Source organism: Pseudoalteromonas sp. Angola-7, from assembly GCF_028599255.1.
In the GTDB taxonomy this organism is placed as follows: Bacteria; Pseudomonadota; Gammaproteobacteria; order Enterobacterales; family Alteromonadaceae; genus Pseudoalteromonas; species Pseudoalteromonas atlantica.
The window spans coordinates 387,277-401,146 of record NZ_JAQREL010000002.1; the positions used below are offsets into that span (position 1 = coordinate 387,277).

The following is a 13,870-nucleotide window of genomic DNA, read 5'->3' on the forward strand; positions in this document are numbered from 1 at the left end:
ATTATTCCTCGCCCTGGCTGTGAGATGAAGGCATTGCGTGTTTATTCATTTCATGGTGCTTTTTGCTCATTTGCCCATGCTCGCTCATCGCTTGATGTTTTTTGTTCATATCGCCATGTGCCTGCATATACTTCATAACAATGGTATGAAATAGGCCGTCGTCGACCTTGCCATAATAGGCAACAGGATTATTTTCACTGGCTTTTGCAAGCTCAACATAATTGGCATGGGTGAGGTTATTAGCATTGGCTTTAACGCTTGTTACCCACTTGTCAAAGTCGGCTTGTGTTGGAGTGGCAATGGCATTGAATTTCATACCGGTAAAACCTGCGCCACTGTAATTAGCTGAAAAGCCTTTAAATGTGCCCGGCTCATTAGCAATTAAGTGAAGCTTGGTTTCCATGCCAGCCATAGAATAAATTTGACTACCTAGCTGAGGAATAAAAAACGAGTTCATTGTGCTTTGTGAAGTGATTTTGTATTCAACAGGTACATTAGCCGGAAATACCAATTCATTTACCGTTGCAATACCTTGCTCTGGGTAAATAAATAGCCACTTCCAGTTTAATGACACCACCTCTACAGTGAGGTGCTCGCCTTTACCTTCAATAGGTTTATAGGGGTCTAAGTCTTGGGTAGACTGCCAGGTAATAACACCTAAAATAATAACGATAACAATAGGAACAGCCCAAACAACGGCCTCAATCTTATTTGAATGAGCCCATTTTGGTGCATAAATTTCATGATCTTGTGTGTCTCGGTATTTCCATGCGAAATACAAAGTCATCACAATAACGGGGATTACTACGAGCAACATAAGGACAGTAGCAATGATGATTAAGTTTTTCTCATCAATACCTATTTGGCCTTTTGGATCGAGTATCCCGCCTTTACAGCCTGACAACGCCAGCACCGTACTAGCTAAAGCAATATTACAAAGGTTACGAATTAACAAGGGAGTATCCTACAAACCTAGAGTTTTAATTTGCTGCTTTGAATAAAAATCAAGCAACGATTTTTCAATAAAAACCCAAGTTAACTAGAACTAAATTATAAAAATAAAGGGGACTGAACCCGCTGCAAGTGGATGCAAAAAATACCTAGCAACAAACCCAGCTTCTAAACGCATTTATATAACGTAATAAAAGTTAACTTGGGTGAGTGTTGGTTGGCTGACGTGTTTAAAACACGCGGCTACATTGCTAATGCAAACTTTAATTATTTACAGCAAGAAAAAATAATTAAAACCAGCAACAAATGAAGCCTTACAGACAACCTGTAAAGCTAGGTGGAGCACGACAACCATGTGCAGCGGACACAGGTTGGTGTACTTTTGCCTCGCGAAAAGCGAAAGCGGCTTTACGAAGGATTATTCCAGCACGACGCGCCGGAAAAATATGGAACAATAACCAGCAAAGGCCAATGAGTAGCTGACTAGATATGATCGGATGAGCTAAAAATTGCGTGATGTGCAGCAAAACAGGCTCAACAATAGAGCCATTGCTAAACAGCGCTTCAAGCTGAAAGGCATCCTCTAATGCACCACTTAGCAGCATTACCGTATTAAACACTAATAATGTTATAGCGACACACACGCCCTTGCCCGCTTTATTCAAGCGCTCACACGTTTGCGGTTTGCTAGAAGCAAAAGCCGTATTTGTATGATGCAAAGAAAGTGTGTTCAAAGACATAACCTACTAAATGACTAATAACAAAATTAGAGTAATTAAGCGCGCAATGGAAAAATTAAAAAAACATTGCTGCTGTAAGCCCTAAAACGAGGTGCTAAATACAATCAAACCCGGCTAGCACACATTTACCTAGTGAGAATTGATCCGTATCAAACAAACTTTCAAAACTTACTGAAAGTTCGATGCTGAGTATAACAAAGACAGTTTTCGGTTCAACAAAAAATATAAAGTTTTGCGTTAAGCTTTCGCAGCTATTTTGTTAATAAAAAATAACACAATAAAAAATAAAGGTTTAGCTTATAGATATTTGATATTTAAGAGGCTTGAGGAGTAGAGATAAGGATATTAATGAGGTTAAAAATAAAGGAGCACAAATAAAAACAGCCCAAATTCAGTCACCACCGAAATTGAGCCGCCTTTCACACTGACAACATCTTCACACACAATATAAAGATTTTTGGTTTACACTGCGTGGCAATTGTAGGGAATAAAAACAACTCAAAACCAGTCACCACCGACCTTGAGTTGCCTTTCACACTGACAACATCTTCACACACAATATAAAGATTCTTGGTTTACACTGCGCGGCAATTGTAGGGAATAAAAACAACTCAAGCTAAGTCACCACCGAACTTGAGTTGCCTTTCACACTGACAACATCTTCACACACAATATAAAGATTTTTGGTTTACACTGCGTGGCAATTGTAGGGAATAAAAACAACTCAAGCTAAGTCACCACCGAACTTGAGTTGCCTTTCACACTGACAACATCTTCACACACAATATAAAGATTCTTTTAAGCGAGGCTAACTTTTATGCCTCAAGCTTATGACTAGAGCCTTGCTCTGTGTCTATGGTTAAACTTTAGAGTGTTAGCTCCAATTTGACAAACGAGAAAAATAAACCTAATAGGTGAAAAAAACTAAACTATAGACCTTGGTCTAATACATTAAGGTTGTGTTTAATTAAAAGAAGATATGAGCACTAAATATACAGGTACAAAAAAAGCGCCATAAGGCGCTTTTTATCATTAAGCTACTGCTTAAATAATTTGGTTTTCTTTCCAGGCTTGCTCTTTAGCCATACGCTTTTTACGCTTATCACATGGATCGTCACAATCACAGGCTTTATCAATACCTACCGAGCCTAATCCACCGCAACTACTTGCCATAGATTTTCTTTGCACGATCATACCAACAGCCATAGCTATCACGATTAAAATTAATAAACCAAATGTAAGAAGAAAAAGTGACATTGCTTAGCCCCTATTGATCAGCAATAAATTATGCTCAAACATTGTTGAGCGACCGCTAAATTATACACCCAAAACCCACATAGATGCGAGAGAAGTCTATTTCAAAAAATCGGTTGTAATATGCGTTTAGCACTAATAAAGTTTTAGCTAAACGCTATTATATTACAAATAAGGCTTAAATGCAGTGCTCGCGTAAGTCACAATGCCTTTGTCTGATTTAGCCATTAAGTACACAGGTAAATCGTGCTTTTCAGCGTATGCTTTAGCATCGTCCATTCCCATAACCGTTAATGCGGTTGCTAAGCCATCTGCGGTCATTGCACTAGGATGTAATACAGTAACCGACACTAAGTCATGTTTGATTGGCATGCCTGTTACTGGGTCAATTAAATGAGTGTAAGTTTCGCCATCCATTTTATAAAAAATACGGTAGTCACCTGATGTTGCAATGCCATTCGTACCGGGCGCTAATACACGGTGAACTTTTCGCTCGCCTGGTGGCGCATCTGGCTGCTCTATCGCGATTTTCCAATCTTGGTTATTTGGCTTTTCACCGCCAATGCGCAGCTCCCCACCTATTTCTACCATGTAGTTACTAATATTTTGGCTTTCAAGTAATTGCGCTACTTTATCAATGCCATACCCTTTCGCTGTGGCCGAAAACGACAGCTCTAAACCATCAACTGTTTTAGCAAGGCCCTGCTCAGTAAGATTAAGTTTATCTACACCAATTTTTTCAATCATTGCAGCAAGTGCTTCATCACTTGGGCGCTTAGTTGGTTTTTTATCAGGTCCAAAGCCCCATAAATCTATTAACGGGCCCATCGTTACATCAAGCGTTTTAGTCGACTTACCTAAGCGAATCGATTCACTCACCACAGCCCTAAAGTCTTCACTAATTGGCATAACCTGGTTGGCGGGTAATTTATTAAATGTGTTAATTTCAGAATCGGGGATATACGTAGACATAGACTGATTAACCGCTTTCAATTGCGTATCTATTTGCTGCTGTAATTTAGTGGCATCAACGCTTTTATCGTCGGCAAAGTATTTAATATGATAGGTGGTGCCCATCGTTTTGCCTTCTAAAAATACCTCCTGAGGTGTTTTTTCAGCCCCACAGCCAGAGATAAATAGCATTATAGTTAATAAAAAAATACTGATAGCGCCTTGAGAACTGCTTACTCTGTTCATTAAATTAGCCCATGTAAAATAAAATAAAAAAAGCCCCGTTGCACAATGTGCGACGAGGCCCGTATTTTAACCAAAACTAAGCTGTTTTGATATGGGTGTTAGCCACCGAAGTCATCTAGTAAGATGTTTTCGTCTTCTACACCTAGGTCTTTAAGCATGCCGATAACAGCCGCGTTCATCATTGGAGGACCACACATGTAGAACTCACAATCTTCTGGCGCTTCATGATCTTTCAAGTAGTTTTCATAAAGTACGTTATGGATAAAGCCTGTGTAACCTTCCCAGTTATCTTCTGGTTGTGGATCAGACAATGCGGTATGCCATACAAAGTTATCGTTTTCAGCTGCTAAGCCGTCGAAATCTTCAACATAGAACATTTCACGCTCAGAACGCGCACCATACCAGAAACTAATCTTACGCTTAGAGTTTAAACGCTTAAGTTGGTCAAAGATATGTGAACGCATTGGTGCCATACCTGCACCACCACCTACGAATACCATTTCAGCGTCGGTGTCTTTAGCGAAGAACTCACCAAATGGACCTGAAATAGTTACCTTGTCGCCTGCTTTAAGTGACCAAATGTACGATGACATTTTACCACATGGTAGGCTTAGGTTTCTTGGCGGCGGCGTAGCAATACGCACGTTAAGCATGATAATGCCTTCTTCTTCTGGGTAGTTAGCCATTGAGTATGCACGAATTGTTTCGTCGTCTACTTTTGACTCCAGGTCGAAGAAACCAAAGTGATTCCAGTCGCCACGATACTCTTCAGGAATATCGAAATCTGCGTATTTAACATGGTGAGCAGGCGCTTCGATTTGGATGTAACCACCCGCACGGAAAGGCACTGATTCGCCATCTGGAATTTGTAGCTTAAGCTCTTTAATGAACGTTGCTTTGTTATCGTTAGAGATAACTTCACAATCCCATTTTTTAACACCGAAAATTGACTCTTCAAGTTCAATTTCCATGTCGTTTTTAACATTTACCTGACACGCTAAACGACAGCCTTCACGGGCTTCACCTTTAGAAATGTGATCAAGTTCTGTAGGTAAAATATCACCACCACCTTCTTTAATGTGTACACGACACTGACCACAAGAGCCACCGCCACCACATGCAGATGATACGAAAATACCTGATTCAGATAGCGCGCCTAAAAGCTTGCTACCTGCTGATGTTTTAATGGCTTTGTCTGGATCGCCATTAATACCGATGATGATGTCACCGCTTGCAACTAACTTAGATTTAGCACCAATGATAACTAAAACTAGTAGTACAACGATAGCGATGAAAACACCAACGCCTAAGAAAATCTCATAACTCATGATTTATCCTCGCTACCTTTACAGTGAAATACCAGAGAATGACATAAAGCCAAGACCCATTAAACCAACAGTGATGAAGGTAATACCTAAACCACGTAGGCCGTCTGGCACGTCTGAATATTTCATTTTCTCACGGATACCTGCAAGTAATGTAATTGCAAGTGCCCAACCAACACCAGCGCCAACACCATAAACAACAGACTCGCCGAAGTTATAGTTACGCTCAACCATGAATGATACCGCACCAAAAATCGCACAGTTAACTGTGATTAGTGGTAAGAAGATACCTAATGCGTTGTAAAGTGCAGGGAAAAACTTATCTAATGCCATTTCTAAAATTTGCACTAGTGCTGCAATAACACCAATGAACGTTAAGAAACGTAAAAAACTAAGGTCTGCTTCAGGGTAACCAAGCCACTCTAATGCACCCGGTGCAAGTACGGCATGGTAAACCAAGTTATTTACTGGTACAGAAATACCCAGTACCACAATAACGGCTACACCTAGGCCAATTGATGTAGTTACTTTTTTAGATACTGCTAAGAAAGTACACATACCTAGGAAGAAAGCTAAAGCTAAGTTTTCAATAAAAACCGCTTTTACAAATAAACTAATATAATGTTCCACTGCTTGCCCCTTACGCTTTAGCTTCTACTTGGTCTTTCTTATAAGTACGAAGTACCCATATGAATAAACCAATGATGAAGAATGCACTCGGTGGTAAAATCAATAGACCCATAGGTTGATACCAACCACCATCTTGTACTAATGGGATAATATCAACACCGAATAGTGTTCCCTTACCAAATAGCTCACGAATGAAACCAACAGTAAGTAATACCACTGAGTAGCCTAAGCCATTACCGATGCCATCTAAAAATGACATAAGTGGTGGCGACTTCATTGCGTACGCTTCAGCACGACCCATTACAATACAGTTAGTAATGATTAGGCCAACGAATACAGAAAGCTCTTTCGCCGTAGCGTAAGAGAATGCTTGTAATACTTGGTCTACAACAATTACTAGTGAAGCAATGATCGTCATCTGTACGATAATACGTACTGATGAAGGTATGTGGTTACGAATGCTTGAAATGAACAAGCTAGAAAACGCCGTTACTAATGTCAAAGCAATTGACATGATTAAGGCATTTTTTAAGCTAGACGTTACCGCCAGAGCAGAACAAATACCAAGTACTTGTAATGCGATTGGGTTGTTAGCTAAAACCGGACCAAATAGGACCGACTTCATTTCTTTAGTATCAGCCATTATTTCAACGCTCCTTCACGTACCTTCGCAAGGAAAGGACCAAAGCCGTTTTCACCAGTCCAAAAGTCAACTGTGTGATCAACACCATTAGAAGTTAGTGTAGCACCTGATAAACCATCAATTTGATGTTCGTTGCTAGCACCGCTTTTCATAATGTTAATAGGTAACTCTTTACCTTGCCATTTAGCTGTCCATTGTGGGTTTTGAATTTCGCCACCCAGGCCTGGTGTTTCGCTATGCTTGTAAAAGTTGATGTTTTTAACTGTTTCGCCATCGCTTTCAAGCGCTAAGAAACCATACATTACACCCCAAAGGCCGTAACCTTGGATAGGTAAAATGATTGCATCTGTAGAACCATCTTCTTTTTTAGAGATGTAAACAGGTGAGTTTTTAGTCATACGCTGAATACCAGCGATGTCCTTAATCCCTTCTGCTTTAAGTGCAAAACTTCTTTGTTGGTCGAATTTCGATTTTTCGAAATCAAATGAGTTTGGATCAGCATCTTCAACAAATTCGCCAGTGTCCATATCAACAACACGTGCTTCGATTTTGCCATCGAATGTGTCAGATACAGAGTTTGCGATTTCAATATCAGCTGCTGCTAAGATATTACGTTGAATATCTTGAGTTTTATTAGCTTGCTGTAAAGGACGAAGCTGTACAGAAGCAAACGATACAATAATTGCACACACTAAACATAGTGCTACAACAACCGTTAACGTTTTGCCGATTGATTCGTTATTACTAGACATTACGTGCCAACCTCCGCTTGATATTAGCTTGCACTACAAAGTGATCGAACAGTGGAGCAAATAAGTTAGCAAATAAGATTGCTAGCATCATACCTTCTGGGAAAGCAGGGTTTACTACACGGATCATAACTACCATAAAGCCAATAAGCGCGCCGTATGCGAACTTACCTTTATCGGTAAATGCAGCTGATACAGGATCAGTAGCCATAAAGAACATACCAAACGCAAAACCACCCAGTACTAAATGCCAATGCCAAGGCATTGCAAATACAGGATTGCTCTCAGAGCCAACCGCATTTAATAAGAATGCAGTTGCCACCATACCTAGGAATACACCTAGTACAATGCGCCAAGAAGCGATGCGAACGTAAATTAAGAATAAGCCACCAATAAGCACAGCAAGCGTAGATGTCTCACCTACAGAACCTTGAATGAAACCGTAAAACGCATTCCACCATAGCTCCATGTTGCTGTAATCAAGAGTGCCTACAAACGCTTGACCTAGCATAGTTGCACCAGAGAACGAGTCTACTGCAGTCCATACTGTGTCACCTGAAATTTGTGCAGGGTATGCGAAGAATAAGAACGCACGGCCCGCTAATGCAGGGTTTAAGAAGTTACGGCCTGTACCACCAAAGATTTCTTTAGCAATAACAACACCAAACGTAATACCTAGCGCCACTTGCCATAAAGGAATAGTCGCAGGCAAAATAAGTGCAAATAATACAGAGGTTACGAAGAAACCTTCGTTAACTTCATGCTTACGCACAGAAGCAAATAGTACTTCCCAAAAACCACCTACTGCAAAAGTAACGGCGTATATTGGTAAGAAGAAACATGCCCCGTAGAACATTTTAGCGCCCCAGCCCGACTCAGCGGTTAATTCACCACCAACTAACTGGAACAAGCCAACCTGCCAAGAGTTTGCTAGTTCAAAACCTTGTGCTAAAGCACCTGCGGCCTGATGACCGATGTTGAACATACCAAAAAACATAGCTGGGAACGTCGCCATCCACACTAAAATCATCATGCGTTTTAGGTCGATATTATCGCGAACGTGAGTTGCGCCTTTATTTACATAACCTGGCGTGTAAAAAATAGTCGCGGCTGCTTCATACAGGGCGTACCATTTTTCGTGTTTACCACCTGGTTCAAAATGCGGCTCAATGTCTTCTAAAAATTTCTTTAAACCCATCTCTTAGCCTTCCTTCTCGATCGTTGTTAAGCAATCGCGTAGGATAGAACCATACTCGTATTTGCCCGGACAAACGAAGGTACATAACGCTAAATCTTCTTCATCAAGTTCAAGCGCGCCTAATGAAATTGCACTGTCTAAGTCACGTGAAATTAAGTCACGTAATAATAGAGTTGGCAAAATATCTAACGGCATTACGCGCTCGTAGCTACCAATTGGTACCATGGCACGTTTTGAACCACCTGTAGACGTTGTCATTTTAAATAAACGACTCGGTGCAAGGTGAGAAAGGAATGTACGCGTTACAGAGAATTTATCACTACCTGGTGCAATCCAACCAAACAGCTCTTTTTCGCGACCTTCAAGTAAAACAGATACTTGAACGTGGTAGCGACCTAAGAATGCATGAGGACCTGAAGAAATAGCGCCAGATAAAACAGAACCAGAAATAACACGGTTATCACCGTCTTCTAATTCGCCTGCCACTAAATCATCTAATGAAGCACCTAGTTGTGTTTTCACTAAACGAGGGTTTTTAACGCGAGGACCTGCAAGCGAAATAACACGGTCTGTGTTGATTTCACCAGTAAGGAATAAGTGACCATACGCGATAACGTCTTGGTAACCAATATGCCAAACTTGTTTATTAACAGATACTGCATCAAGGTGATGAATATGAGTACCAACTAAGCCTGCTGGATGCACGCCACCGAACTCATGTACTTCTACTTGAGCGATAGACGAGCTAGGAACTTGACTGCCAGCTTGCTTACATACAAATACTTTGCCATCGGTCAAACGCGAAACAACAGCAAGACCCGCTTCAAATGCAGCTGCATTTTCGGCAATAATTACTGCAGGATCTGCAGCAAGAGGGTTTGTGTCGATAGCGGTTACAAATATAGAGCTAGGATTTGCATCCAACGCAGCTATTTTGCTAAATGGGCGAGCACGAAGTGCTGTCCATTGACCTGACTGAACAAGTACTTCTTTGGCTTTTTCACGCGATAAGCTTGCAAGCTCATCTGCATTGAAAGAGTCAAAGGTGATTTGCTCACTGCCGTTTACTTCAATAACAACAGATTGCAGCACACGTTTAGCACCACGATTAATTTCTTTTACTGTACCAGAAGCTGGTGCAGTAAATAGGACGCCTGGGTTCTTTTTGTCTTCAAAAAGTACCTGGCCTTTTTTGACTTGGTCATCCACACGAACATGCATGGTTGGACGCATACCGATAAACTCTTCACCTAGCACAGCTACACGTTTGATGGCAGAACCATCATGAATAACTTGCTGAGGCGCGCCCTCTATGGGTAAATCCAGACCTTTTTTTATGTTGATCATACGCACTTGCATTAATTAACGGAAAGAAACTGAAAAATCGTATCAACCACGTCGCCACTTGAGTTATCCAAGATATATCAAGGTACAAAAGAACAACTTGCTAGGAATATCAAACAAGCAACGCAGTAAAACTCCTCACATATTGCTTCGATTTTAACATCATTATGTACGACTATGCGAGTGTATTTATGAAAATTATACGACAGAAACGCTTATTTAGTTTTGTTAAGTGTTTTAAATAAAAATCAAGGTAGACCAAAGTGGTAGCCTAAGCACCTAACTGCCACAAAATATCTAAAACACTAAAAGCAAAAAAGCCGCAATAAGCGACTTTTTATAATTACAAAGTATGATTAGTCAATCATGTTTGCAATTGGCTTCACTGCATCTACATCTTGCTCATAGTCAACAGCGTCAATGCCAAAACCAAATAAACGTAAAAATTCGTTATGGTAGCCTACATAATCGGTTAGCTCATCAATTGAGCTCGTGTCTACTTTATCCCAAACAGCTTGCACACGTGCTTGTACATCGTCCTCTAGCTCTTTGTAGTTTTGGAATAAGTGGCCGCCCTCGTCAAAGCGTGGGTTTTCACCGTATAGGTTTTCGCTAAATAAAGCATGAATTTGCTCAATAGTGCCTTCATAAGTGCCATCGGCTTTCATTACTTTAAATAAAGCAGAGATATATAGCGGCATAATTGGAATAGCAGAACTTGCCTGAGTAACAACAGCATTTAAAGACGACACATAGGCTTGACCATTTAAATCTTTTGTCGATTCTTTAATTGCAGCAGTTGCTCGGTCTAAATCTTCTTTTGCTTTACCTATTGTTGCGTGCCCGTAGATTGGCCACGTTAACTCTTTACCTATATAAGTATAAGCCGTGGTTTTAAAGTTATCGGCTAGTACGTCTGCTTCTTTTAATGCATCAATCCACATTTCCCAATCTTCACCGCCCATCACTTTAATGGTGTTGTCGATGTCATCTTGGCTTGCGGCTTCTACTGTTACTTCGTCAATTTCGCGCTTTGACGTATTTAAATTTTTTGTAGTTACAGCACTGCCAATAGGTTTAAGTGTAGATGAATACACCTCACCTGTATTTGGATCAGTACGACGAGGCGATGCTAAGCTGTAAATAATACAGTCTACTTTGCCTAAATCAGCTTTGATTGTCTCGATTGCTTTTTGCTTAATTTCGTTAGAAAACGCATCGCCATTAATATTTTTTGACCAAAGCCCAGCTTCATCTGCAGCGTCTTGAAATGCTGCTGTATTGTACCAACCAGCAGAACCTGTTTTACGCTCTGTACCTTCTTTTTCAAAGAAAATACCCAGTGTTTTAGCCCCACCGCCAAATGCCGCCGTAATACGAGACGCTAAGCCGTAGCCAGTAGATGCACCGATTACGAGTACATTTTTAGGCGCATCTTTTAATTCGCCTTGTTGTTTTACATAGTTAATTTGCTCTTGAACATGCTCTGCACATCCTACAGGGTGTGCGTTAGTACAAATAAATCCACGAATTTTAGGCTTAATGACCATTGATCATCCTATATCTTTTACAATAAAAATTAGCGCTAGTTTAAAGGCTAATACTAAAAACACTGATCTGATCAGTTAAACCTGATCAAATACCCCTATTTATATTGGCTAACCTACATTATGGTTAATTTAGCTTTGAGCCGCCCATACAGTTTGGAGAGTCAGGTGCTTCGCCACCTTGCTCTGAAAATTCATCTGGCGTGTACGTATGAATCGCTAAGGCATGAATGTGATTTGCTAGCTCATCTTTTAGTACTTCGTTAATTTGGCGGTGGCGCTGTAGTAATCGCTTACCCGCAAACTCTTCACTTACCACAATTACTTTAAAATGCGACTCAGTACCGGCGCTGTGCATATGGCTTTCGTTAATTACGTTTAAATGCTTACAGGCAATTGCGCTACTAAGCTTGTCTTGAATTTGTTGTTGCATTGACATTAAAACACCATATTTAGTCACTGATTTATGCAGCTACTATAACAAGTTAATTTAACTAACTAAATTGCTTTTGTTTAATGTGCTCAATAAAGCGGTACGTTAAGCTGATCCGTGGGTGAGCAAGCGTAGTTTGTTTTGGGATTGCGTGCTGGTAGTCGCGCTGACTATGCCCACTCATCACTAAGCAACTACCGCTTTGTAATTTTAAGTCGGTGACTTTATTTGTGGCTTTTTGTTTTAATTTGAGTACGCGCTCAGCACCAAGTGATATACATACAATGGTAGGTTCAGGGCCTAGTTCTATTTCATCATCACTGTGCCAGCCCATGGTGTCGTTACCATCACGGTAATAATTAACTAATAACGAATTAAGCGGCTTATTTAAATGTCGCTCTAAACGTTTTCGCATTGCTAAAAGCACCTCATCCCACGGCTCTACTATTTGTTTACTGTGTGAGTAACCATATTCAATATTTAAGTCGCTCATAAAACATTGCAAACGTGGAATGGGCCCTGTTCTGCCATACACAGTGACATTAGGCTGCTGCCAATTAAGATTTTTTTGTAAATAATAAAATAAATCGAGGCTTTTTTGCGCACTAAGCGCCTTACTTTGATAAGAAAAGCCGTTTGGTAACTGTTGGGGGTTGGCGTTTTGCCGTTGCATGTTAGAATTTACCTACATTAGATTACTGATCAACAAACCATTATGACGACGCAAGCCCAGCTAGGCGATAAAACATTTACTCTTGAACGTTTCCCTTTGGATCAAAAAAACCGCAGTTTACAAGCGTGGGATTCGGCCGACGAGTACCTTATCAATTATGTTAACGAACATCACCCTGATTGTCGCTCATTACTAATTTTAAACGACGCATTTGGTGCTCTTGCCTGTTATTTTAGTGAATTAACGGTTTGTTCAGTTAACGATTCTTATATTAGCCACCAAGCTGCAGCCTATAATTTAAAAGAAAATAAACTATCAACAGCCCAATTTACACAGTTAGATAGCTTATCTGCGCTGCCTGAAGAGGTTGATTTAGTACTTATAAAAATACCGCGTAACGTCGGGTTTTTACAGTTTCAATTAAGCGAGTTGAGTGAAGTACTTGCCCCTGGCACACCGGTTATTGCCGCGGGTAAAACAAAGGAAATTCATAACTCAACTATAAAAGCGTTTGAGCAATTTATTGGCGAGACCAAAACAAGCTTGGCCGTTAAAAAGTCGCGTTTAATATTAAGTACAGCTAAAGGCGGCTATAAAGAAGCTAACTTCCCGGTAAGTTGGCAGCTGGAAGGCACTGATTTTAATATAACGAACCATGCCAATGTGTTTTCGCGCGATTCGTTAGATATAGGTGCACGGTTCTTTTTTAATTACTTGCCGCAAACCTCAAAAGCAAAAAGTATTATCGACTTAGGTTGTGGTAATGGCGTAGTGGGCTTAATGACGTTATCACGCTGTCCAAACGCGTCGGTAACCTTTGTTGATGAGTCGTACATGGCGGTCGAATCTGCACGTTTAAATGTAGAACTTAACCAAGCAAATAAATTTGATGATTGCCAATTTATAGAAAACGATTGTTTAACCGGCTTTGCAAGAGACAGTGTGGATATGGTGTTGTGTAACCCTCCATTTCACCAAGCCCAAGCTGTTACCGACCACATTGCGTGGCAAATGTTTAAACAAGCAAAAGATACATTAAAAGAAGGTGGCGAGCTGCGTATTATTGGTAATCGTCATTTAGATTATCACGATAAATTAAATCGTATGTTTGGTAACTGTAAGCTATTAGGTTCAAACAAAAAGTTTGTAGTGCTCAGCGCAACTAAAAATAGTGGGATGCTATAAA

Annotated in this window: 14 protein-coding genes; 1 reads left to right on the forward strand and 13 read right to left on the reverse strand. The window is 40.4% G+C overall.

Translation table 11 applies throughout. The annotated features are described in order from the left end of the window. Position 1 precedes the first annotated feature (1 nt). The 13 genes from cyoA to PSH50_RS04425 all read right to left on the reverse strand — a co-directional run bounded on the left by cyoA (position 2) and on the right by PSH50_RS04425 (position 12,684). Positions 2–955, reverse strand: a complete 954-nt coding sequence (gene cyoA / locus PSH50_RS04365) for a ubiquinol oxidase subunit II (RefSeq protein WP_273609325.1) — start codon at positions 953–955, stop codon at positions 2–4. 310 nt (positions 956–1,265) lie between these two features. After that, positions 1,266–1,685: a hypothetical protein gene (locus PSH50_RS04370; RefSeq protein ID WP_055016845.1), complete on the reverse strand. Its 420-nt coding sequence runs from the start codon at positions 1,683–1,685 to the stop codon at positions 1,266–1,268. 1,050 nt (positions 1,686–2,735) lie between these two features. Beyond that, entirely contained in the window at positions 2,736–2,948 is a 213-nt protein-coding gene (nqrM, locus tag PSH50_RS04375; RefSeq protein WP_004587136.1) for a (Na+)-NQR maturation NqrM, read from the reverse strand. 162 nt (positions 2,949–3,110) lie between these two features. Continuing rightward, the gene (locus PSH50_RS04380; protein WP_138578303.1) at positions 3,111–4,142 is read right to left on the reverse strand and encodes an FAD:protein FMN transferase; all 1,032 of its coding nucleotides are present in this window, start codon (positions 4,140–4,142) and stop codon (positions 3,111–3,113) included. A gap of 98 nt (positions 4,143–4,240) precedes the next feature. Then, on the reverse strand, positions 4,241–5,470 hold the full coding sequence (gene nqrF, locus PSH50_RS04385) for an NADH:ubiquinone reductase (Na(+)-transporting) subunit F (protein WP_004587138.1): 1,230 nt from the start codon (positions 5,468–5,470) through the stop codon (positions 4,241–4,243). 18 nt (positions 5,471–5,488) lie between these two features. Beyond that, entirely contained in the window at positions 5,489–6,097 is a 609-nt protein-coding gene (gene nqrE / locus PSH50_RS04390) for an NADH:ubiquinone reductase (Na(+)-transporting) subunit E (protein WP_004587139.1), read from the reverse strand. 10 nt (positions 6,098–6,107) lie between these two features. Continuing rightward, a complete protein-coding gene (locus PSH50_RS04395; protein WP_004587140.1) occupies positions 6,108–6,740 on the reverse strand; it encodes an NADH:ubiquinone reductase (Na(+)-transporting) subunit D in 633 nt (210 codons plus the stop codon). Continuing rightward, entirely contained in the window at positions 6,740–7,492 is a 753-nt protein-coding gene (locus tag PSH50_RS04400; RefSeq protein ID WP_004587141.1) for a Na(+)-translocating NADH-quinone reductase subunit C, read from the reverse strand. Before PSH50_RS04400 ends, PSH50_RS04395 begins: the two co-directional genes overlap by 1 nt. Then, positions 7,485–8,687 carry an NADH:ubiquinone reductase (Na(+)-transporting) subunit B gene (locus tag PSH50_RS04405; RefSeq protein WP_248442969.1) on the reverse strand — a complete coding sequence of 401 codons (1,203 nt, stop codon included), beginning with the start codon at positions 8,685–8,687 and terminating at the stop codon, positions 7,485–7,487. Before PSH50_RS04405 ends, PSH50_RS04400 begins: the two co-directional genes overlap by 8 nt. Positions 8,688–8,690: 3 nt before the next feature. Further along, positions 8,691–10,034 (reverse strand): Na(+)-translocating NADH-quinone reductase subunit A, encoded by a 1,344-nt coding sequence (locus tag PSH50_RS04410; protein WP_004587143.1) that lies wholly within the window; start codon positions 10,032–10,034, stop codon positions 8,691–8,693. A 353-nt stretch (positions 10,035–10,387) separates the two neighbouring features. Next, entirely contained in the window at positions 10,388–11,581 is a 1,194-nt protein-coding gene (gene fabV, locus PSH50_RS04415; protein WP_024034299.1) for an enoyl-ACP reductase FabV, read from the reverse strand. A 124-nt stretch (positions 11,582–11,705) separates the two neighbouring features. Beyond that, entirely contained in the window at positions 11,706–12,017 is a 312-nt protein-coding gene (locus tag PSH50_RS04420) for a BolA family transcriptional regulator (protein ID WP_004587145.1), read from the reverse strand. A gap of 55 nt (positions 12,018–12,072) precedes the next feature. Further along, positions 12,073–12,684, reverse strand: a complete 612-nt coding sequence (locus PSH50_RS04425; protein ID WP_004587146.1) for an alpha-ketoglutarate-dependent dioxygenase AlkB — start codon at positions 12,682–12,684, stop codon at positions 12,073–12,075. 42 nt (positions 12,685–12,726) lie between these two features. Here PSH50_RS04425 and PSH50_RS04430 point away from each other — a divergent pair, with 42 nt between their 5' ends. Beyond that, positions 12,727–13,869, forward strand: a complete 1,143-nt coding sequence (locus tag PSH50_RS04430; protein WP_024034301.1) for a methyltransferase — start codon at positions 12,727–12,729, stop codon at positions 13,867–13,869. The last annotated feature ends 1 nt before the right edge of the window (position 13,870 follow it).

What these genes read in the sequence shown, in the direction of transcription:
- fabV (WP_024034299.1), bottom strand. Translation starts at nt 11,581, where the DNA reads ATGGTCATTAAGCCTAAAATTCGTGGATTTATTTGTACTAACGCACAC.
- PSH50_RS04425 (WP_004587146.1), bottom strand. Translation starts at nt 12,684, where the DNA reads ATGCAACGGCAAAACGCCAACCCCCAACAGTTACCAAACGGCTTTTCT.
- PSH50_RS04395 (WP_004587140.1), bottom strand. Translation starts at nt 6,740, where the DNA reads ATGGCTGATACTAAAGAAATGAAGTCGGTCCTATTTGGTCCGGTTTTA.
- PSH50_RS04400 (WP_004587141.1), bottom strand. Translation starts at nt 7,492, where the DNA reads ATGTCTAGTAATAACGAATCAATCGGCAAAACGTTAACGGTTGTTGTA.
- nqrM (WP_004587136.1), bottom strand. Translation starts at nt 2,948, where the DNA reads ATGTCACTTTTTCTTCTTACATTTGGTTTATTAATTTTAATCGTGATA.
- nqrF (WP_004587138.1), bottom strand. Translation starts at nt 5,470, where the DNA reads ATGAGTTATGAGATTTTCTTAGGCGTTGGTGTTTTCATCGCTATCGTT.
- PSH50_RS04430 (WP_024034301.1), top strand. Translation starts at nt 12,727, where the DNA reads ATGACGACGCAAGCCCAGCTAGGCGATAAAACATTTACTCTTGAACGT.
- PSH50_RS04420 (WP_004587145.1), bottom strand. Translation starts at nt 12,017, where the DNA reads ATGTCAATGCAACAACAAATTCAAGACAAGCTTAGTAGCGCAATTGCC.
- PSH50_RS04380 (WP_138578303.1), bottom strand. Translation starts at nt 4,142, where the DNA reads ATGAACAGAGTAAGCAGTTCTCAAGGCGCTATCAGTATTTTTTTATTA.
- PSH50_RS04410 (WP_004587143.1), bottom strand. Translation starts at nt 10,034, where the DNA reads ATGATCAACATAAAAAAAGGTCTGGATTTACCCATAGAGGGCGCGCCT.
- PSH50_RS04405 (WP_248442969.1), bottom strand. Translation starts at nt 8,687, where the DNA reads ATGGGTTTAAAGAAATTTTTAGAAGACATTGAGCCGCATTTTGAACCA.